This window comes from Ferrovibrio sp., from assembly GCF_029255545.1.
Taxonomy (GTDB): domain Bacteria; phylum Pseudomonadota; class Alphaproteobacteria; order Ferrovibrionales; family Ferrovibrionaceae; genus Ferrovibrio.
Window position 1 is genome coordinate 1 of sequence record NZ_JANLJJ010000059.1, and the last position, 21,234, is coordinate 21,234.

At 62.3% G+C, this 21,234-nt stretch carries 20 protein-coding genes and 1 pseudogene; 9 read left to right on the forward strand and 12 right to left on the reverse strand.

Annotated elements, in window-relative coordinates:
• The 6 genes from Q1J79_RS11640 to Q1J79_RS11665 all read left to right on the forward strand — a co-directional run.
• On the forward strand, positions 1-783 hold a 783-nt coding region (locus Q1J79_RS11640), incomplete at its 5' end, for a phenylacetate--CoA ligase family protein (RefSeq protein WP_367182983.1).
• A complete protein-coding gene (locus Q1J79_RS11645; RefSeq protein ID WP_300300434.1) occupies positions 780-2,387 on the forward strand; it encodes an acyl-CoA carboxylase subunit beta in 1,608 nt (535 codons plus the stop codon). The genes Q1J79_RS11640 and Q1J79_RS11645, both read left to right, overlap by 4 nt.
• A gap of 10 nt (positions 2,388-2,397) precedes the next feature.
• The gene (locus Q1J79_RS11650) at positions 2,398-4,413 is read left to right on the forward strand and encodes a biotin carboxylase N-terminal domain-containing protein (RefSeq protein WP_300300436.1); all 2,016 of its coding nucleotides are present in this window, start codon (positions 2,398-2,400) and stop codon (positions 4,411-4,413) included.
• The gene (locus Q1J79_RS11655; RefSeq protein ID WP_300300439.1) at positions 4,410-5,369 is read left to right on the forward strand and encodes a hydroxymethylglutaryl-CoA lyase; all 960 of its coding nucleotides are present in this window, start codon (positions 4,410-4,412) and stop codon (positions 5,367-5,369) included. The genes Q1J79_RS11650 and Q1J79_RS11655 overlap by 4 nt, the downstream gene beginning before the upstream one ends.
• A gap of 11 nt (positions 5,370-5,380) precedes the next feature.
• Entirely contained in the window at positions 5,381-6,295 is a 915-nt protein-coding gene (locus Q1J79_RS11660; protein ID WP_300300440.1) for an SDR family NAD(P)-dependent oxidoreductase, read from the forward strand.
• Positions 6,295-7,098, forward strand: a complete 804-nt coding sequence (locus tag Q1J79_RS11665) for a citryl-CoA lyase (protein ID WP_300300442.1) — start codon at positions 6,295-6,297, stop codon at positions 7,096-7,098. The genes Q1J79_RS11660 and Q1J79_RS11665 overlap by 1 nt, the downstream gene beginning before the upstream one ends.
• A 48-nt stretch (positions 7,099-7,146) precedes the next feature.
• Here the strand turns inward: Q1J79_RS11665 and Q1J79_RS11670 are convergent, their stop codons facing one another.
• Genes Q1J79_RS11670 through Q1J79_RS11720 form a run of 11 tightly spaced genes read right to left on the reverse strand, consistent with a single transcriptional unit; the run spans position 7,147 to position 18,239 of the window.
• Positions 7,147-7,863: an NUDIX domain-containing protein gene (locus Q1J79_RS11670; protein WP_300300444.1), complete on the reverse strand. Its 717-nt coding sequence runs from the start codon at positions 7,861-7,863 to the stop codon at positions 7,147-7,149.
• Between the two features lie 16 nt (positions 7,864-7,879).
• Entirely contained in the window at positions 7,880-9,145 is a 1,266-nt protein-coding gene (locus tag Q1J79_RS11675; protein ID WP_300300447.1) for an MFS transporter, read from the reverse strand.
• Between the two features lie 6 nt (positions 9,146-9,151).
• On the reverse strand, positions 9,152-10,441 hold the full coding sequence (locus tag Q1J79_RS11680; RefSeq protein WP_300300449.1) for a TRAP transporter large permease subunit: 1,290 nt from the start codon (positions 10,439-10,441) through the stop codon (positions 9,152-9,154).
• Positions 10,438-10,983 (reverse strand): TRAP transporter small permease, encoded by a 546-nt coding sequence (locus Q1J79_RS11685; RefSeq protein WP_300300452.1) that lies wholly within the window; start codon positions 10,981-10,983, stop codon positions 10,438-10,440. Before Q1J79_RS11685 ends, Q1J79_RS11680 begins: the two co-directional genes overlap by 4 nt.
• A 25-nt stretch (positions 10,984-11,008) precedes the next feature.
• On the reverse strand, positions 11,009-11,773 hold the full coding sequence (locus tag Q1J79_RS11690) for an enoyl-CoA hydratase-related protein (protein ID WP_300300455.1): 765 nt from the start codon (positions 11,771-11,773) through the stop codon (positions 11,009-11,011).
• A complete protein-coding gene (locus Q1J79_RS11695; protein ID WP_300300457.1) occupies positions 11,770-12,999 on the reverse strand; it encodes a CoA transferase in 1,230 nt (409 codons plus the stop codon). The genes Q1J79_RS11690 and Q1J79_RS11695 overlap by 4 nt, the downstream gene beginning before the upstream one ends.
• Positions 12,996-14,267 carry an acetyl-CoA hydrolase/transferase C-terminal domain-containing protein gene (locus Q1J79_RS11700; RefSeq protein WP_300300459.1) on the reverse strand — a complete coding sequence of 424 codons (1,272 nt, stop codon included), beginning with the start codon at positions 14,265-14,267 and terminating at the stop codon, positions 12,996-12,998. Before Q1J79_RS11700 ends, Q1J79_RS11695 begins: the two co-directional genes overlap by 4 nt.
• A 3-nt stretch (positions 14,268-14,270) precedes the next feature.
• Positions 14,271-15,143, reverse strand: coding sequence for a CoA ester lyase (locus Q1J79_RS11705; protein WP_300300462.1), 873 nt, complete (start codon positions 15,141-15,143; stop codon positions 14,271-14,273).
• On the reverse strand, positions 15,140-16,147 hold the full coding sequence (locus tag Q1J79_RS11710) for a nitronate monooxygenase (protein ID WP_300300464.1): 1,008 nt from the start codon (positions 16,145-16,147) through the stop codon (positions 15,140-15,142). Before Q1J79_RS11710 ends, Q1J79_RS11705 begins: the two co-directional genes overlap by 4 nt.
• 21 nt (positions 16,148-16,168) lie before the next feature.
• Positions 16,169-17,572, reverse strand: coding sequence for an acyl-CoA dehydrogenase family protein (locus tag Q1J79_RS11715; protein WP_300300466.1), 1,404 nt, complete (start codon positions 17,570-17,572; stop codon positions 16,169-16,171).
• Positions 17,484-18,239, reverse strand: coding sequence for an IclR family transcriptional regulator (locus Q1J79_RS11720; RefSeq protein ID WP_300300468.1), 756 nt, complete (start codon positions 18,237-18,239; stop codon positions 17,484-17,486). Before Q1J79_RS11720 ends, Q1J79_RS11715 begins: the two co-directional genes overlap by 89 nt.
• A 191-nt stretch (positions 18,240-18,430) precedes the next feature.
• Between Q1J79_RS11720 and dctP the strand changes: the two genes are divergently transcribed.
• A complete protein-coding gene (gene dctP / locus Q1J79_RS11725) occupies positions 18,431-19,474 on the forward strand; it encodes a TRAP transporter substrate-binding protein DctP (RefSeq protein ID WP_300300470.1) in 1,044 nt (347 codons plus the stop codon).
• 466 nt (positions 19,475-19,940) lie between these two features.
• On the opposite strand, the pseudogene Q1J79_RS11730 reads toward dctP, so the two are convergent.
• Positions 19,941-20,075 (reverse strand): annotated as a pseudogene (locus tag Q1J79_RS11730) (IS3 family transposase); the annotation flags it as partial.
• Between Q1J79_RS11730 and Q1J79_RS11735 the strand changes: the two are divergent.
• Together Q1J79_RS11735 and Q1J79_RS11740 are read left to right on the forward strand one after the other, a co-directional pair.
• Positions 20,064-20,420 (forward strand): tripartite tricarboxylate transporter substrate-binding protein, encoded by a 357-nt coding sequence (locus Q1J79_RS11735; protein ID WP_300300493.1) that lies wholly within the window; start codon positions 20,064-20,066, stop codon positions 20,418-20,420. The pseudogene Q1J79_RS11730 and the gene Q1J79_RS11735 overlap by 12 nt on opposite strands.
• Before the next feature lie 30 nt (positions 20,421-20,450).
• The gene (locus Q1J79_RS11740; protein WP_300300472.1) at positions 20,451-21,233 is read left to right on the forward strand and encodes an enoyl-CoA hydratase/isomerase family protein; all 783 of its coding nucleotides are present in this window, start codon (positions 20,451-20,453) and stop codon (positions 21,231-21,233) included.
• Position 21,234 lies beyond the last annotated feature (1 nt).

Genomic DNA, 21,234 nt, shown 5'->3' on the forward strand with positions numbered 1-21,234 from the left:
GGGGCGCCGAATTTCGTGATCCACCTGGCGGAGAAGGCCGAAGAGGTACTGGGCGTCCCAGCGAGCAGACTGGGAGTGGAACGAGCCATCGTCGGCGGCGAGCCGGGGGGCGGCATTCCGGCGATCCGCGACAAGATCGAAAAACTCTGGGGCGCCAAGTGCACCGAGATGCTGGGCGGTACCGACCTGGGTGTTACGTACTGGGCCGAATGTGACCGGCAGTCTGGCATGCACATGGTCAGCATGGATTATATCATCACCGAGTTGCTCGACCCTGATACCGGCAAGATCATCCCTTGGGAGGAGGGCGCCAAGGGCGAGATGATCTACACCGCCCTCGGTCGCCGGGCGAGCCCGCTAGTGCGCTTCCGCTCTGGCGATTTCATCGAGGTCCTGGGCACGACCTGCCCCTGCGGCCGGACGGGTCCCAAGATCCGTTGTACAGGGCGCACCGATGACATGCTGATCGTGCGCGGTGCCAACGTATTCCCCTCGGCAATTCACAGCATCGTCAACGAGATGGTGCCAGAAACGAATGGCGTGATGCGTGTGGTGGCTGACTTTGAGGGTCACACCACGCAGGAGGCGCTGAAAATCATTGTCGAGCGCGGACCCGCCCTCAAGCCCGAGGCCGATCCGACTCTGAAGAAAAAGATTGAGCAGCGCCTGCGCGACGCTTTGGTGTTCAAGGCCGATGTCAGGATCGTCGATCCCGACACCTTCGAAAAGCCAGGAGCGGCCAAGATAGCCTTCGTTTTGAGAAAATTCCCCAACCTGCCATGACAAAGCTGAAATCCCTGCTCGACCCCGGATCGGAAGACTTTCGGGCGAACGAAACGCATTATCGCGCCAAGGTGGCCGAGTTGTACGCACTGCGGCGCACCCAGCGTGTCGGCGGACCGGAAAGCGCGCAGGAACGCCATGTGAAGAAGGGCAAGATCCTGCCACGCGAACGAGTTGAGCGGCTGGTCGACCCTGGCATGCCGTTCCTGGAACTCGGCGAACTGGCCGGCCTCGACAGGTATGAGGGCGTACCGCCCGGCGCGGGCATCATCACCGGCATCGGGGTGATCGAGGGCCGTCACTGCATGATCATCGCCAACGACGCTACCGTGAAGGGCGGCACCTACTTCGGCATGACCTGTCGAAAGCACGTGCGCGCCCAGCGGGTCGCCTGGGCCAATCGCCTGCCTGTCGTGACGCTGGTCGATTCCGGCGGCGCGTTTCTGCCTGATCAGGAAAACATCTTCCCCGACGAAGGCCAGTTCGGCTCGATATTTCACAATCAAGTTGGGATGTCAGGCGACGGCGTACCGCAGATCGCCGTGGTCATGGGCCCCTGCACCGCTGGCGGTGCCTATATTCCGGCGCTTTGCGACGAGGTGGTCATCGTGCGCGGCCAGGGCTTCATGTATCTTGGTGGGCCGGAACTCACCTTCGCCGCCACTGGCGAGAAGGTCGATAACGAGATCCTTGGCGGCGCCAAGATGCACTGCTCGGTCTCGGGTGTAACCGACCATCTGGCCGAGGATGACGCCCATGCGCTCGCCATCACGCGAGAGATCGTCAAGCATCTGGGCGAGAAGCCCTTCCCGCGCAAGAGCCCGGCCCCGCCGCGCCCCCCGGCCTACCCCGTGGAAGAGATTTACGGCATCGTAAGCCGTAACCCCAAGGTACCCACTGAGAACCGCGAAATCGTCGCGCGGCTGGTGGACGACAGCCAGTTCCATGAGTTCAAGCCGCTCTACGGCGACACTCTGATGACCGGTTGGGGCCGCATTCACGGGCATGAGGTGGGGATTCTTGCCAATACCGGCGTGCTGTTCGTGGAAGCGGCGCTGAAGGCCACGCATTTCATCAATCTTTGCGTGCAGCGCGACATCCCGCTGCTGTTTCTGGCCGACGTCAATGGCTTCATGGTGGGCCGCGAGGTCGAGCAGATGGGAATCGCCAAGGCGGGCGCCAAGATGATCACCGCCATGTCCTCCGCTCGCGTGCCGAAATTCACCATCATTACAGGGGGTTCGTACGGAGCCGGATATCTGGCCATGCTAGGCCGCCCTTTTCAACCTGATGCGATGTTTGCCTGGCCCACGGGCCGCGCGGCCATCATGGGGCCGGAACAGGCCGCCAGCGTGCTGGCCCAGGTGCGTGCCCAGATCAACGGGCGCGAGGGCAAGGCATGGACAAAGGAGGAGGAAGAAGCCTTCAAGGCGCCTATCCGCAAGGAATATGAGGATTTTCAGGGCGCCTATAACTTCGCCTCGAATCTCTGGGTTGACGGCGTGATCGAGCCCTGCGAAACGCGCGAAGTCCTGGCGCTGCTGCTCGACATCACCTCGCGGCGGCCGAGAGCCGAAACCCACTTTGGCGTGTTCAGGATGTGAGGCGGCTGCAGTGAAGATCAAGACGCTTCTTATCGCCAACCGCGGCGAAATCGCTTGCCGGATCGCCCGCACGGCGAGGAGCTGCGGCATCATACCCGTCGGAGTCCATTCCGAGGCCGATGCCAATTCGCTCCACGTACGCGAGATCGCCCACTCGATCTGGATCGGCGGCGGGCCTGCCCCGGAAAGCTACCTGCGCATTGACGCAGTGCTGGCCGCGGCGAAGGACGCTGGGGCCGACGCCATCCATCCCGGCTACGGCTTCCTCGCCGAGAACCCCGAATTCGCGCGCGCGGTCGAGGCCGCCGGCATGATCTTCATGGGGCCGACGCCGGAAACCCTGGAACGCTTCGGCGACAAAGCCACCGCCAAGGAGGCGGCCATCGCCGCCGGTCTGCCGGTGATTTCGGGGGCCGCAGGCACCCTGTCCGATCCCGACAAAATCGCCGCCGAAGTGCGCCGGATGGGGCTGCCCGTGCTGCTGAAGGCAGTGGGCGGCGGCGGCGGACGCGGGCAGCGGCTCGTAGTTGACGAGAAGACCCTGGCCGCCGACATCGAGGGGGCGATGCGTGAGGCGAAGTCGACCTTCGGCTCGGAAGGTCTCCTGCTGGAACGCTTCCTGTCCGAGGCCCGTCACGTGGAGGTGCAGATTGCCGGTGACGGCAAGGGCCATGTAGTGCATCTGTTCGAGCGCGACTGCACGCTCCAGCGCCGCCATCAGAAGGTGATCGAGGAGGCGCCCGCCTGGGGCCTGCCCCGCGCGCTTCTCGACGCGATCACCCGTGACGCGGTGCGCCTTGGCGAGACACTCGACTACCGGGGGCTCGGCACAGTGGAGTTCCTCGTGGTGGGAAAGGAGTACTTCTTCCTCGAGGTGAACCCGCGCATCCAGGTCGAACATCCTGTCACCGAGGCAGTCACGGGACTCGACCTCGTGGCTCTGCATCTGCGTATCGCCGAGGGCCTCGGCCTGGGACTCAGCCAGGACGAGCTGAAGGTCGACGGCCACGCCGTCGAGGCGCGGCTCTATGCCGAGGATCCGGCGATGCAGTTCGCCCCGTCCACCGGCAGATTGACCACGCTCAGCCTGCCCGACGGTCTCCGCATCGACAGCGGGGTCGAGGCCGGCGATACCGTCACTCCCTACTACGATCCCATGATCGCGAAGCTGATCGTCCATGCGCCCGACCGCGAGACAGCACTGGCGCGGCTCGCGCAGGCGCTGGATCATGTCGCTGTCGAAGGTGTCGAGACCAATCGCGCCTTCCTGGCCGCGCTGGCCCGCAACACCGATTTCGAGAAAATGAACGTCCACACCCGCTGGATCGACGAGCGGCTGAACGATCTAACTGCGCCCATGCAAGTCCCGGATACCCGGCTTTGGAAAGCCGTGGCTGCCGTGCTTTTCGTCGTTCGTGAACGCTCAGATGGCGCCGCCGAACCATGGTCGAACCGCGACGTGTTCACAAACTGGCGGCTCGGCCTTGGCGGCGGAATGATGGAGGCGGGCCAGCGGGTCATGCTGACCGACGCAGCGGGAAGCTCTGGGGAGCTCTGCGTGAGCCCAGTCCGCTCCGGCGACATCTACACAGTCTACGGAATTGACGGAGCCGCCCTCACCTTCTCCTGCCGTGAGATCGCGCCGGGTCGATGGCGCGTGGCGCAGGGTGGAATGGTAAACGTGGTAACGGCGCGCCTCCACGCCGGGGGGATCGAGATCGACGCGGCGCCGGGCCGACTGGTCTACCGGCCGGCACTACCCTTGGCCTCGGCAGGCGCAGACAGCGCTGCCGAGCGGACCGTTGCCTCGCCGCTAACCGGGATGATCGTCGACATCAAAGTATCCGAAGGCGATGCGATCGCCGAAGGCGATGTATTAGCGGTCCTGGAGTCGATGAAGCTCGAGATTTCCATCAGGGCGTCTGCCCCCGGCATCGCCGCGAAGGTTGCGGTCTCAAAGGGCATGATGGTGAATCGCGGCCAGATGATCGCCGAGATCATACCACCCGAAAAGGAGCAGGCATGACCGACTTTCCAAAGTTTGTAGAATTTCGTGAAGAAGGCCCGCGCGAGGGTTTTCAGATCGAAACCAAGATGTACCCCATCGAGCAACGGGTTGAACTGATCGACATGCTCAGCGAAACGGGGCTGAAGCGGATCCAGGTGGGCAGCTTCGTGAGCCCCAGATACGTGCCGCAGATGGCCGACACGGGCGAACTGTTCCAGCGCATCAAGCGCAAGCCAAGTGTGAAATACACCGCACTCTGGCTGAACGAGAAAGGGTTCCGCAAGGCGTTATCTGCGCATCGGGTCGATATTGACCCGCGGCTTCTTTTCTATCCCTCCGAAGCGTTCGCGCAGTCCAACAATAACTGTTCCTCAGCGGATATGCGCGAGCGGCAGCGCGAATGGGTGCGACTCTACAAGGAAACGGGATACACCGTCGATGCCGCCTATGTGATGACCGCGTTCGGCTGCAATCTTCAGGGGCCGATCCCGCAGGAGCAAGTTCTGGACGACTTCCGCTTTGTCCTCCGACTTTGCGAAGAAGAGGAAATTCCGGTACCTATCCTTGTGATCGCCGACACGATGGGCTGGGGCAACCCCGAAGCGGTCAAGCGCATGATCGGCGCCCTGCGTGAGCTGGCGCCCGGGGCGCGCATCGGAATGCATCTCCACGACACACGCGGGCTGGGCATCGCCAATATCCATGCGGCACTGTCGATGGGGGTGGACATGTTCGAAACCTCGGTGGCGGGTCTGGGCGGCTGCCCCTTCGCGGGCCACGGCCATGCCCGCGCAGCGGGCAATGTCTGCACCGAAGACGCGGTGCTTCTGTGTCACGAGCTGGGTATCGAGACGGGCATCGACCTTGAAAAGCTGATCGCCGCTGCGGCGAAGGCGGAAGAGATCATCGGCGCACCTCTGATGGGCCGGGTGATGCATTCCGGCAGCCTCGACAAGTTTCGCCTAGCGAAATGAGGAGGACCGATATGGGAAAAATACTGAACGGAAAGGTCGTGCTGGTCACCGGCGCAGGTGGCGGGATCGGCCGCGAGGTCGCACTTATGGCGGCAGCCGAAGGAGCGGCGGTCGTGGTCAATGATTTGGGCGCGACGCTCAAGGGCGTCGGGCAAACTATCACCGCTGCGCAGGCCGTCGTGAACGAGATCAAGGCTGCCGGCGGCAACGCCATCGCCGATGGCGGCAGCGTAACCGACCCGGACGCCGCCCGAGCCATGGTCGAGGCCGCCGTAAAGGAGTTTGGCCGCATCGACGCCGTAGTGAACAATGCCGGGATCCTGCGCGATGGCTTCTTTCACAAGATGACATACGACGACTTCGACGCGGTGGTGAAGGTACATCTTTATGGCGCCTTCAACACCAGCCGCGCTGCAGCTGATTATTTCCGCGAGCAGCAAAGCGGCGCATTGGTGCACATGACTTCGACCTCGGGCCTGATCGGCAATTACGCACAGGCCAACTATTCGGCGGCGAAACTTGGAATCGCGGCTTTTTCGAGAGCCGTCGCACTGGACCTCAGACGCTGGAACGTGCGGTCCAACTGCATCGCGCCCTTCGCCTGGAGCCGGATGATTTCGTCGATCAAGACCGACACGCCGGAGCAGGAGGCGCGGGTCGAAAAGATCAAGAAGATGACACCCGCCAAGGTCGCGCCTATGGCTTGCTATCTGATGAGCGATGAGGCTGCAGATGTCTCGGGCCAGATTTTCGCCGTTCGGATGAATGAAGTCTTTCTGATGAGCCAGCCGCGGCCGGTGCGTTCGGTGCATTCCGGCGACGGTTGGACCCCCGACACAATCGCCGTGCATGCCGTTCCCGCGCTCAAATCGCATTTCACGCCGCTGGAAGTTTCGGCGGACGTCTTTTCCTGGGATCCCGTCTGATGGCCAGACGCAAGGACAAAATCACCTCCGCCATTGCCTGGAGCAAACCCGACAAGATCAGCGTGCGCGGACTGGACCTGACGAACGAGATTCTGGGGCACATGAATCTCGGCGATCTGGCGTTCCTGCAGTTGACGGGCCGCAGGGCCACGCCCCAGGAAAGCCAGGTGTTCAACGCCCTCGTCATCACGCTGGTCGAACATGGTATCACGCCGTCTGCCTTGGCCGCGCGCATGACCTATATGGGTGCGCCGGAATCGCTCCAGGCCGCCGTCGCGGCTGGGCTCTGCGGGCTGGGCACGGTATTCGTCGGCTCGATGGAAGGCGCTTCAAAGATGCTGTACGAGGCGTTGCCGGAGGACAAACTGGGCACCGGTGCCGATCTCGACGCCATTGCCGCCAAAACGGTCGAGACGTTCCGCCGCCGCAGGACAATTGTGCCGGGGCTGGGCCATCCGGTACACAAGCCGGTAGACCCCCGCGCGCCGCGGCTTTTCCAGATTGCGGCGGAGAACGGTAAGTCGGGCGAATATGTCGCGCTGATCCAGAAGATCCAAGCTGCCGCGGAAAAGGCGTCGGGCAAGATGCTGCCGATCAACGCCACCGGCGCGATCGGAGCGATCTGCTGCGAGTTCGGCTTCCCATGGAAGATCGTGCGCGGCTTTGGCGTGATGGCACGCGCGATCGGGCTTGTGGGCCATATCCTCGAGGAGAGCGAGAATCCGATTTCCTACGAAATCTGGCAGCGCGCTGAAGAGGAGATCCTGGAGACAAGCGGCCCCGGCGAGCACGCGGTGGAATGAAGGACCCGCACCTCCGCGCTGTCAACCATGACCAGTTGCGTGAGGAACTCAGGCCCGGCGGAATCGGTTTTCCAGCACGGCCGTTTCGCCGTACGCGGCCGCTTCCGGGATCCGGAACAGCCGGCCTTCGGGACTATCGGATGGTTCGGGAACCACGGTAACGATCGGTCGTTCCCGTGCTGCCGCCAGTGCGGCCGTTACAGTATTGTAGCGTGCCAGCCAGCGCAGGTTCATATAAGTGGCGAACATCAGGTTGAGCTCGCAGGCCTCGGCGGCCGCAACGACCGCCGAAGGGCGGAGCCATGCCGCGGACATGACTTCGCGCAAGTCCGCGGCAGCGGCTTGGCGCGACGGACCTCGCGCCAGGAAAAAATGAGTATCGAAGCGTTTCGGCAGATGTGGCGGTGTTATCCAATGGGCAAAGGGCACCAGGCGATCTGTAGCCAGCGCAAAACCCCCTTTTCTTAGCAGCGTCTGGAAGTCGGCTGCTGGCGCGACCGCCTCGGGCTCGGGTTCGGCCAGAAGCAGACCGCATTCTTCATAAGTTTCCCGGATGGCGGTGACCCGCAGCGTCGCATCGGCTGCATTGCCCGTTGCCAGTGTCGCATCCGCAGCATCCACCGCGCCGCCCGGAAATACGAATTTTCCCGCGGCAAAACTCGCAGATCCGGTCCGCTCCACCATCATGACTTCGGTACTATCAGCGCCGTCACGTAGCAGGATGAGCGAAGCCGCCAGACGCGGAACTGCAACGGCGGAGGACATCAGGCAATCTCCATGGTCATGCGGGCGGCAGTCGGATCGGGGTCGGTGAGCGGAAAGCGGTCTGCCAGGTGAATGGCATGGCCGCAAGAAGAATGCCTGTTGCGGCAACGATCAGGGCGATCCGGTAATTGCCCGACAAGTCGTGCAGATAGCCCGACAGCCAGGCGCCAAAGCCGGCGCCGACATTGCTGGTGGCATAGATCACGCCATAAATGGCCGCCGCAGCGGGACCGGTGAAAAGGCGGTTCGACATCGTTGCGATGATCGGTCCGCGCGCGCCCTGTGCAATGCCGAAGATGCCGACATAGGCCGCTAGCAGCCACTCCGAGACCGCGTAGCTCAGGCCCAACAGGCAAAGGGTGCCGGCGTAGGTGCAAGCGAAGCTCAGCAATGCGATCGGGCGCAGGCCGAACCGGTCGGAGAGCCAGCCGGACAGGATCACGCCGCCGACAGAGAGCATGCCGGAAAGGCCGAAAGCCGTCGCCGCCGTCAGGGGCGCATAGCCACTTTCCACCAGGAAGGGCACCACCTGCACGATCACCACATACATGCTGAATCCGGTCAGGCCGAATGTCGCCATTAGCCCGAGGAATTCCGGACGACGGAACGCCTGAGTGAGACTCGGGCTCGCATTCGCGTCTCCGGATGCACCAGAACTTGCGTTCAATGCGGGTACGGCAGGATCCAGTCGCCGCCAGGGCAACAATAAGGTGAGCACAATCAGCACTGCGACCGTCCAGCCCATGACGGCATAGGTACTGCGCCAGCCCTGCCACTCGATCCACCATTGCGCCAGCGGGACCAGAAGGAGCGAGCCGGTGCCGAGCCCGGCATAAACCGCTCCCATAGCGACCGACACGCGCTGGCGGAACCACCCGCCAATCAGGGCCGAGGCAGGCACAATCCCGATCGCCGCAATACCGATACTGGCCAGTACGCCGATGCAGAGATACAGAGCGACGATACCGTCGGCATGAGCCGCGCCCAACATCGCGAACGCAATCAATGCAACCCCGAGCGCATAGCAGACACGGGCGCCAAGGCGGCGCAACAGAAGACCGGCGAGCGGCGCGCTCAGTCCGGAGACGAGCATATAGGTGGAATAGACGCCTGCTGTCTGCTGCCGCGTAGCGCCGAATTCCTGCTCGATCGGCAGCAGGAATACCATCCAGGTATCTGCTACCCCGCGCGAGATAAAGACGAACCCGAAGGCGACGGCCAGCGCGAAAGTGGCAAGCCGCCCTCTACCGTCGTCCTGTACCTTACGCGCGACATCCGTCATACGCGATTACTGAACGATTGTTGACGGCAGCCACATGACCAGGGCGGGAAACATGGCCAGGAGAAGAATGACCAGCATATGCGCGATTACATGCGGCGTGACGCCGATGAAGATATCCTTGACCGGTATCTTGGAATAGGCCGATACCACGTAGACATTCAGCCCGACCGGCGGCGTGACCAGACCGACTTCGGCGGTGATGATTATGATGATGCCGAACCAGATCGGATCGAAGCCCAGCGCCGTCACCACCGGCAGGACGACCGGCACGGTGAGAAACAGGATCGCCACCTGGTCCAGGAAGCATCCTAGAACCAGATACAGCAGCACGATCAGCAGAAAAATGAACCACCGCGACACATCGAGATTTCCGACATAGGAAACCAGTTCCTGGGTGAACCCAGTGAGCGTGAAGTAATACCCGAAGACCTGGGCGCAGATGATGATCAGGACGATCATGCAGGTTGTGCGGGATGCACTGAACAAGGCGTTGCAAAAACTGTTCCAGGTGAGCCGCCGCCGCATTGCCGCGATCACCATGGCACCGAAAGCACCGAGGCTGGCAGCCTCAGTCGGCGTGGCGATGCCGAGATAGATACAGCCGGTCACCAGCATAATCAGCGCTACCATGGGCCCGACGATGCGCAAGGAGGCAACCTTTTCCCGCAGGGAGTAACTCGAGACGGCGGGCGCATGGGAGGGATTGATCGCCGCAAGGACCAGAACCGTCAAAGCGATTACCAGGGTGACCAGCAGGCCCGGGATAATGCCCGCAATCAGCAGCTTGCTGATGCTCAGCTGCGCGATGAGGCCATACAGCACGATTGCGATCGACGGCGGGATCAGCATCGCCAGCGTGCCGGAGATGGCAACGACGCCGGAAGCAAGACGAGGATTGTAGTTGTGCCGGATCATCGCCGGGATGCTGGTTCCCGACAGGGTGGCGGCCGCCGCCGTAGAGGAGCCAGAGATCGCACCGAAGCCGGCACCGGCCAGAGCAGTTGCTATCGCAAGTCCCGCCGGTGTCCGCCCGAGCCACACCTTGGCGCTGTCGAACAGCTCCTCTGCGATGCGGCTGACGATAATGAATTCCGCCATGAGCATGAACATCGGCACGGTGATCAGCTCGTAGGACGACGTGGTAGACAGCGGAGTGGCACGCAGGATGCCAAGCACCATGTCCAGACCGCCCTTGAGCCACAGACCGACCATGCCGGCGACGCCCAACGCGAAGGCCACCGGCATACCGAAGACCAGCAGCAGGAGCAGTATGATTATTCCGGCGGCGACAATCATTCCATATGCTCCCCGGCGAGTTGATCTCCGCCTTTCTGCTCGAACGGGCGGCCACTCAACAGGGCGATGATTCGATTGATGGTGGCCAGCACGACGCGGATGATCAGCAATCCGACGCCGACCGAGCCAAAGATGTATGGCGGCCAGGTCGGCCAGGGGATTGTGCCGTCGACCACGTCATTGGCCAGAAAGGCCTCAATGCCGTTGATCGCCATCTGATGTAGGATCAGCGCGAAAAGCAGCAATGAGGCGCAATAACCGATTATCTCGGCGGCAAGCAGCAATCGGGTGCCGCGAAGCACGTCGAAAAGATCGACCTTGATATGGGCGCCGCGGCGGAAGGTATCGGCGAGCGCAAGGAAGAAGACCAGCGTGACGAGGTACATTCCGATGAGGTCGAACGACCAGCTGAGCGGCGCGGAGAAGAAATAGCGCAGAACGACGTCCACCACGATGACCATCATGATGGTAAACAGCCCGGCGCCTGCGAGATACAGGAAGAGCCGGTCGAGCGCTCCGATCAATCTATCCAGCCCTGCCATATGTCCTCCCTCACCCGCGCTGTTTTCAGCGTCCACGCCACTGCGGCTTACGTTTTTCCTTGAAGGCACGCGGGCCTTCCTGGGCATCCTCGCTGCGGTAGACACGTTCGAAAACGTGATGTCCCGCCCGCAGCGCTGCGGACCGCCCCATTTCCGTTGAGAGATACACCAGTTCCCGCGCGGCGCGTACGGTCAACGGTGCGTTGCCGGCAATCTTCTCCGCCATCGCCAGAGCCGCCGGCATGAGTTCCGCGGCCGGGACCACCTGGTTGACAAAGCCGATCTCATAGGCGCGCCTGGCACTGATCGGATCGCCGGTCAGCAGCAATTCCATCATCACACGCTGCGGGATGATATAGCCCAGAGGCGCCGCCCAGGGCATGCCGCGGCCGACCTTGCCCTCGGTGATGGCGAACGTGGCATGCTCGGCGGCGATGCAGAGGTCGCACATCTGGGTCAGCAGCCAGCCGCCCGCATAGGCGACACCATTGACTGCGGCAATGACGGGCTTGGTTACATGTACCGTATCCCCGATCACCGGCAGGAAATCGCGCGGCGGCACCCCCAGCATGGTCTCGGCCGCCTCCTTGAGATCCATGCCGGCACAGAAGGCCTTGTCGCCGGAGCCAGTCAGAATGGCGACGAGGGCCGTTTCATCGGCCTCAAAGCGTTCGAAAGCGGCACGCAGGCCGAGGCGGACGGCTTTGCTGATGGCATTGCGCTGTTCCGGCCGGTTGATGGTGATAACAACCACATCACCCCGGCGGTCATACAGGATCTCGTCGCTCATGCTTTTGCCTTCCCCCGCCAGCGCCGGATAGCACCGCGCTGCTCAAGTCCGTCGAGTTCGGCATCGCCGATCCCGAGCTCACCCAGAACCTCAGCCGTATGCTCACCCAGCAGGGGTGCCGCACGCGCGAAGCTCGCCGGCGTGTTTGAGAACCGCACCGGTGAAGACGGCAGACGCAGCTTGCCATCATGCGGGTCATCCAGGTCCTGGAAGAAGCCGACGTCGCTCAGATGCGGGTCGGTATACAGATCCGCCATGCTGTTGAGCCGGGCGACCGGAATTTCGGCCTGCTCGAGCAGCTCCAGCCATTCCTCCGAGGTCCGCTCGGCAATGACCTCTGCCACCATGGTGCAAAACGCCGCCATATTGGCGCTGCGCGCCGCCTGGCTGGAGAACCGCTCATCAGAGGCGAGCGCCGGACGACCAGCCAGCTCGGTGAAGCGACGCCATTGCTTGTCATTATAGACCAGCACGGAAAGATAGCCGTTGCGCGTCTTGTACGGCCGGCGGTAGGGCGTGACCGTGCGGTCATAGACCGGACGGCCGAGCGGCGGGTCATAAGCCGCGCCGGCGATATGCTCGACCAGAAGGAAGGATGCCGTGATCTCGAACATCGGCACTTCGATCTCCTGGCCCCCGCCGCCACGCTGCCGGTGGAACAGGGCGGCCATGATCGCATAGGCGGCGCTGAGCGCGCAGACCTTGTCGCCAACCACGGTGGTGACGTATTGCGGTTCGGGATTGATCTCGGCCTGCAGCATGGCCAGACCGCTAATCGCCTGGATCGTGTCGTCATAGGCCGGCCTGCCGGAATACCGGCCGTCCTTGCCGTAACCATAGAGGCTTGCGTAGATCACGCCGGGATTGACGGCAGATACAGCTGCATAATCGAGGCCCAGCCGCTGAATGGCGGGCAGCCGCATGGAATGGAGCACGATATCAGCCGTCTCGGCCAGACGCAGGCAGATATCCCGTCCCTCCGTCGTGCGCAGATCCAGCACGATGCCCCGCTTGCCGCGGTTGAGATTGGTGAACATGCCGCTGCGCCCCTTGGTCTTGCTGGGACCGACATAGCGGGAAGTATCGCCATCGGGGCTTTCGACCTTGATCACGTCGGCGCCCAGATCGGCCATGATCTGGGTGCAATAGGGACCCATCAGGACCGACGTCAGGTCCAGCACGCGGATGCCGGACAGCGGGCCCTGTTTCTTTTCGGACTTGGTCATGCGGAACTCTTTCCAGCGGCATGGACGGCACGGTCGAGAGACTCGCGATGCGCCGGATGTGCGATTTCGATGAGAGTCCGGGTGCGCTGACTCAGGGTTTTACCCTGCAGGTTGGCAGCACCGAACTCGGTGATGATCACATCCACATCGCTGCGCGCCGTGGTGACAGGCCCGGACAGACGCGCGACAATGCGGCTGACCGCACCATTCTGCGCCGTACTCGGCAGGGCGATGATGGAATGGCCGCCGGGCGAAGCGGCAGCAGCACGGACATAATCCACCTGCCCCCCGACCGCGCCGACATACTGTCCGCCGGCGCTTTCGGCATTCACCTGTCCCGTCAGATCCACCTCGACGGCAGAGTTCAGCGACACAAACCGCGAGAGCTGCGACAGGACGGCAAAGTTGTGCGTATGCGACAGCGGATGCATGCGCACGCTTTTGTTGCGATGGCAGAAGTCGAACAGACGCCGCGTCCCGATCAGGGCGCCGGTGACGCTGATGCCGGGATCGACCTCCTTGTAGGCATTCGAGATCGCGCCGGCTTCCACCAGATCGACCACGCTGTCGCCCAGCATGCCGGAATGGATGCCAAGATCACGGCGGCTGCGCAGATCGGACATCACCGCTTCGGGGACCGACCCGATACCGACCTGCAGCGTGGCCCGATCCGGGATATAGGCCTGCGCGAAGCCGGAAATGGTACGGTCCAGGTCGGTAATTGCGGCGGGTGGCAACTCGACCAGCGGCCGATCGCTTTCCACCAGAAAATCGATATCGTCGGCGGTGAGCGGCTCGACGCAGGGAACCTGCGGAACATTGACGTTCATTTCGGCCACAACGACACGGGCGCGCCGGACGGCGGCGCGAATATAGTCGCTCGCCAACCCGAGGCTGAAATGCCCAGTTTCATCCCGAGGCGCTACCTGCACGAATGCGACATCGCAGGGGATGATGCCGTCGGCGACATAGGACTCCATCTTGGAGACATGACACGGCAGGACGTCCAGAACGCCGGCCTTGGCAAGCCGGCGATTGCTGCCTACCGCCCCCATGCCGAGAAAGCGGATGTGATCGGTATATTCCGGCCGCAGGGTGTCTGAGAATCCGGAGCCGAGAAAGACTGTGATGCCTCCCAGATCGGCACGCTGCGCCATCAGCGCTTCGGTCAAGGTCAACGGCTCGGCGCAGGCCTGCCCCCAGATAATGGTGTCTCCAGGCCGAACGATATTCCTGAGGTCCAGTTTGCCGGCATCCAGTTTCTGCATGGCTCAGCCCCGCGCCTCAATCTGGCGAGCCAGTTCCAGCACTGCCTCGGCACGCTTGAGCAGCGGCCCGTCGATCATCTGCCCCTTGAAATCGATGGTGCCGAGTCCACGACGCGCGGCGTCGTTATAGACGGCGATGAGTTCGCGGGCATGCTCGGTCTCCGCAGTTGTCGGGGCGAAGATCTCATTGCAGATTTCGACCTGGCGCGGCACCACGCAGATCTTGCCCTCATACCCGAGGTCGCGCCCCTTCTCGGCATCCCGGCGGCACTGATCGTCGTCACGGATCTCGACCACCGCCTGATCGATGGCGATGACACGTGCCGCTTTCGCGGCGAGCACCACCTGCGAGCGGGCATAGAGAACCTCCTCGCCGACTCGCGTCCGCCGGGCGCCGATGTCGGAGGCAAAATCCTCCGCGCCGAAGAAAGCCGAGGTGATGCGCGGGTGGGCAGCGCATAACGCGACGGCGTCGATCACGCCGCGCATCGATTCGATTCCGGCCATGATCTCAATCCGCCGCTTGCCGGATTGCGCAGTCTCGGCATGCTCGATCGCATGGACATTCGGGAACAGCTCATCCCGGCTTTCCAGCTTCGGCACGATCACGCCATCGATGTCGCAGGCCACGGCCGCTTCGATGTCGCGAAGGTAGTGCTTCGATGTGGCCTGGTTTATGCGCACATAGAGCTTGCCGCGCAGATCCGTGCCTCGCAGCATCTGCACTGCTTCACTAAGGCGCGAGCGGGCAGTATCCTTGTCGCCCTCGGGCGTTCCGTCCTCCAGATCGATGGCATAACAATCGGCCCTGAAGCGGGGGAATTTGGCCAACAGGTCATGCCGGTTGGCCGGCGCAAAGAAGAGACTGCGGATCATGGCACGCCCTCCAGCGCGAAGGACTGCCTGTAAGCGGCGCAGGCTTCCTCGAAAATGTCGCGTACGATCTCGCCGGCGGGTTTGACGGCATGGATCAGTCCGACGCTCTGGCCCGCGGGCAGAACGCCGTTATCGATGTCGCCCTCGATACGGCCGCGGATGGTGGCGGGCAAGCCGATCTCCTGCAGTTGCCGCGGATACGGGAGGATCTTGTCCTGATTATGATCCCAATAATTTGTGAAGCTGTTGCGCAGCATGCGCACGGTTTTGCCGCTATGGGCGCGGCTGATCACTGTACCCTCCTCGTCGCGCGCCACCAGCTCATTCTTGTAGTTTTCGTGCGCCCGGGCCTCCTCGGAGGCGATAAAGCGCGTCCCCATCCAAACACCGACGGCGCCGAAGGCAAGCGCGGCGAGCAGGCCGCGCCCATCGGCCAACCCGCCGCCGGCAATGACCGGAATCTTCACCGCCTGTGTTACCGCCGGCACCAGCGCCGCGGTGCCGACGCGGCCGACATGACCCCCGCCGTCACCACCCGACGCGATCAGCATGTCGACGCCCTGGGCTTCCAGCATCCGCGCCTGCCGCACATTGCCGACGACGCTCATGACGGTCATGCCGCGCTCGTGCGCCTCGTTGACCACGCCCAGCGGATTTCCGAGGCCGGAAATCAGCACCGGGGCGCGTTCCTCAAGGCTGACGGCGATCTGGTCCTGCACCTGCCGGGTATAGGTGATCGAGGCCTCATCATCGCCGGATACCTTGGCAAAAAGAATGTCGACGCCGAACGGCTTGTCGGTGCTGTCGCGGATCACCCGGATTTCACGGCGCAGCTCGTCGGCCGTCAGGTAGCCGGCGCCGATCACACCGAGACCGCCGGCGGCCGATACAGCGGCGGCCAAGCGCCCATAGGCAACCTGTCCCATGCCCGCCTGCATGATCGGATAGGCGATCCCGAGCCGGCGGCACAGGGCAGTGGATTGCAGGATCTGTTCGATTCTCACAGCAATATCTCCCCCGGGGGACTAGTAGGATTTCGGCAGACCGAGGACTTTCTCGGCAATGAAGCTGAGGATCATCTCCCGGCTGACCGGCGCGATACGCGGGATCATCACCTCGCGCATGTAGCGTTCGACATGGAACTCCTTCGAGTAGCCGAAGCCGCCATGGGTCATAACAGCCTGGGTGCAGGCCTTAAATCCTGCTTCGGCACCGAGATACTTCGCCGCATTGGCCTCGGCGCCACAGGGTTTCCCGGCATCGTAGAGTTCGGCTGCGTGCAACATCATCAGGTTTGCCGCTTCCAGCTCCATCCAGTTCTCAGCCAGCGGGTGCTGGATTGCCTGGTTTTTGCCGATAGGGCGATTGAATACCACGCGCTCCTTGGCGTAGCGGGTGGCGCGGTTCAGCGCCGCACGGCCGAGGCCGATCGCCTCTGCGGCGAGCAGGATGCGCTCCGGATTGAGGCCCATGAGGATGTATTCGAAGCCACGGCCTTCCTCACCGATTCGGTCCTTGGCAGGTATTTCGAGGTCATCGATGAAGAACTGGTTCGAATCGATGCATTTTCGCCCCATCTTTTCGATCTCGCGCGCCTCGCAGCGGCTGCGGTCGAGATCGGTATAGAACAGCGAGATGCCGTCGGTGGGCTTGGCACATTGTTCGCGCGGTGTGGTGCGAGCGAGCAGGAACAACTTTTCGGCCTTCTGGGCCAACGTGGTCCAGACTTTGCGCCCGTTCACGATGTAGCGATCGCCCTGTCGCGCCGCCTTGGTTTTGATGTTTGTGGTGTCCAGGCCGGCATCGGGCTCGGTGACGCCGAACGCCGCCATCACCTCGCCCCGGATGATCGGCGGCAGCATGCGACGCTTCTGCTCTTCGCTGCCGAATTTGATGATGGTCTTGGGGGCGAAGACGTTCAGATGTACCGCCGAAGCACCGCTCATCCCCGCGCCCGATTCGGCGATCGCCTGCATCATGATGGCGCCTTCGGCGATACCTAAACCGGCGCCGCCGTATTCGGCCGGCATCGTCAGGCCGAGCCAGCCGCCATCGATTAGCGCCTGCCTGAAATCCTCCGGAAACACGCCATCCCGGTCGCGCGCCAGCCAGTAATCGTCGCCAAACTGGCTGCACAGCCGGAGAATCGTGTCGCGAATGGTTTCCTGGTCGGCGGTCAACCTGCCTGCCACTGTTTCCTCCCGGTTGTTCCAATAAATGAATGAAGTTCGTATATTGGAATACGCTAACCGAGCTCGACAACGGCTGTCAACGCCTTGCGAAGTGCCATTGAAAGGGCCGCGGCGGTCAGGCAAATAACCGGCGAGGGCAGGGATTAGGTTATTTGCTGCCAGGATATTGCCCGGTATAGCCGAGCATGCGGGACGCGCGCAGGCCAAAAACATGCGCGAGTTCGGCGAGCCGGTCATGGCGGGATTTCAGCCGGCCGATCGGCGCGGCGATGGAGAATACCGCAATCACCCGGTTGTCGCGGTCGAAAACAGGAGAGGCGACACCACCGGCGCCTTCAACAATCTCCTCATGGGAGGTGCTCATTCCCGTTGCCCTGATCGCGGCGAGCACACCAACCAGCTCCTCCGGATGCAGCCGACGCCCGCCATTGGGGAGTACCAGATCAGTCTCACGCAGATAGGCTTTGATCGCATCCGGCGGCTGAAAAGCGAGCAATGCCTTACCGAACGCCGAGCAAAATAGCGGTCGCCGCGTGCCCACCAGCGACGAGAAGCGGATCGGACTGCTGCCTTCCACGATGTCGACATAGACGCCATGCCGGCGGTCATCACCCATCACGCCTAGCAGGGTCGTTTCGCCGCATTGCTCCATCATCTCGCGCAGGAGCGGATGCAGCTTGGCCGAGATGGAGGAATCCGGCGGTGTCCGCGCACTGATCAATGCGCCGAGCCAGAGCGCCTTGGCGCCGAGTTGGTATTGGCCTCCAACCTGCGTGACATAGCTGCCGGCCTCCAGCGAGCGCAGCAGATTGAGCAGACTGGTCTTCGGCGTCTGAAGCCGCGCGGCCAGCCGGGCAAGCGACAAACCCTCGGCGGTTGCAGCCAACGCCTCCAGCGCCTGCATGACGCGCAACGGAGAGCGCGGGCCATCGGGCCGGGCAGCGGCATCGGAGTTAACTGTTGTGTCGTTCATATTTTTGAATACAATTCCATTATCGGAACAACACTACTGCTACCTGCAGCGTGTGAGCTGGATCATGCAGCCAGTCGAGGACCGAGCGCAACCAATTCGACGAGAGTGCAACCGGAGGAAACATGAAGAAAGTTCTAGGAATGCTGGTCCTTGCTGCAGTGGCAAGCACCACCTGTGCGGCCGGGATGGCCTTGGCGCAGGACGGCAAGAAGATAAATTTGCGGGTCGCAGACTCTTTCCCCACCGGCCATTTCATCCCGAAATACTCCACCTTGCCCTGGATGGAGCAGGTGACCAAGCGCACCAACGGGCAGGTCACATTCGAATATTTCCCGGCCCAGCAGCTCGGCAAGGCGCCGGATCTGCTGAACCTGACCCAGAGCGGCGTCGCGGATATCGGCTATGTCGGGATGTCCTACGTGTCCGACAAGATGCCGCTCTCGGCCGTCGCGCAGCTGCCGGGCAGCTTCACCACGGCCTGCCAGGGCACCATGGCCTACTGGAAGCTCGCCAAGGGCGAGACGATGAACAAGAATGAATTCGGCGCCAACAAGGTCAAGCCGCTTTTCGCCATCGTGCTGGAGCCTTACCAGATCTACACGGCGAACAAGGAAGTGCGCACCACGGACGACGTGAAGGGGCTCAAGCTGCGCAGCACCGGTGGCGCGATGGACATCTTCACCCGCAAGATCGGCGCGATCCCGGTGCGCATGGCAGCGCCGGAAGTCCGCGAGTCGCTATCGCGCGGCACACTGGACGGATTGATCTTCCCGAATGAAAGCGTGCTGTCATATGACCTACAAAGCTTCGTGAAGTTCGGCACCAAGGGCGGCAACTTCGGCAGCTTCGTTGCCAGCTATGTGGTCGGCGACGCGGTCTGGAAGAAACTACCGAAAAACATTCAGACGATCATGCTGGAAGAAGGCGAAAAGGCCACGGCGCATATCTGCAAGGAAATCGATACCAATATCGAGAAAGCCCAGCAGCAGCTCGCTGCTGCCGGCGTGAAGTACCACACGATGACGCCAGCCGAGCGCAAGCCGTTCGAGGATGTCTCGGATGAAGTCGCCAAGGAATGGGCCGATGGTCTGGACAAGCGCGGCAAGCCGGGCAGCCAGGTGCTGAAGGGATTCCGCGCCGCACTTGCCGAGTACAGCAAGAACTGACCGGTTCGAAATACAGGGACAGAAAAGCCCTGGCCTATGCCAGGGCTTTTTATTCTCGACGTTATCCGGGTCAGAGAAATTGGTCAGCCGGAGCGCGAGGAGACTTTGTCCCGCGCCACCGGCCCGGCTGCCTCCGGATTCCGACCTGATCTATGCACTTGGCAGACCTGCCACCTGCTGGGCGAGGATGTGGTGCTGAGTACCTCTTCCAGCTCGGTCTCGACCGCGGGTCCAGCCAGCAGGACCTGACCTGCGTCGGAGACGGCGTCCGGCCGACCGCAGCTATGCGAGGAGAGTTTGAACGAGGCGACGCAGCACGTATCACTGGTCTTTCGGAGCGAACTGCACGGCGTATATTGAACGATGTCGTCGATAGTGGCCTACTTGCATCGGAAACTCCGAAAGAACCAGTATCTCTTCGCTTTCCCGTTGAAACGCTGGATGTACTGTTTCCCCAGTTATTTCCTGACCAGCCGATGACACGCCGTGAGAACAGGTCGATGACCATGGCGAGATAGGCGAAGCCCTCCGTGGTCTTAATATAGGTAATGTAGGTCACCCATGCGGTGTCCGGGACATCGACGTCAAACTGCCGGGCCAGGAGGCCTATGATCAGCTTCAGGCCGGATCGATTAAAGGCATCGCGGTGGGCTCGAAAGAGCGTAACCGCCGCCTCCCCGATCTGCCGACACTCAATGAGACAGCATTGCCCGGTTACGAGGCTGTCGTCTGGTACTCGCTGATGGCGCCGGCAAAACTGCCTGCGGATATCACAAGCCGGCTGAATCGTGCGATTACGAATATCGCTGCCGACCCCAAGTTCTCGACTCCCATCATCGAGCGCGGATACGACGTGATCCCGTCAACCCCCGAAGCGATGGCGGAGCGCGTCCGGGTCGAAAGCCGGCAATGGGCCGGCATCATCTCGGAACTGGACAAGAAGTGATGCAGTCTCGCACCAAACGCGGTTTTTGACATGTCCTCGGTACTATACGAACAGCTGGAAAAGACCGCGGTCATCACGTTGAACGCGCCGGAGAAACAGAATGCACTGTCCACGGCCATGCGGACGGAGCTTCGGGACCTGCTGGATCAGGTCACGGCGGATGACGGAGTTCGCTCCATCATCCTGACTGGCGCCGGTAAACACTTCTGTTCCGGTGGCGACATTTCCGAAATGGGCGCATCCGACGGGGCTGTCGATCTCAGTCGCTCACGCCTGCGCATGGGCATTCTGCACGCCATTCTCCGCCATCTGGTTGCCGGCCCAAAACCGGTAGTGGCCTGCCTGCGCGGCAATGCCTTTGGCGGCGGTCTCTCGCTGGCCATGGCATGCGACTATGTGATTGCCGACAGCACCGGGAAACTGTGCGCCAGTTTCGCCAGGATTGGCCTGGTCGCCGATGTCGGCCTGCTGTGGACGTTGCCGCAACGTGTCGGGGCACGGATCGCCCGCAACCTTCTGCTCAGTGCAAATGTGGTCGAGGCCGATGAAGCCGGCAGGATTGGCCTTGTCGATATCGTAACTTCACCAGATGAGGCGATGGAGCAGGCGCTGCGCAAAAGCCGGGAATGGGAAGCCCTGGCGCCACTGTCGCATGCGGCGACCAAACTCGGTCTGGCACGTAGTTCCGGCACTGCGGAGCAGGCCATGGCATTTGAGTCGGACGTTCAGTCCGCGCTGTTCACCACTGCGGACCATATCGAGGCACGCAAGGCGTTCCTCGCAAAACGCAAACCGGTGTTTACCGGCCGCTAGA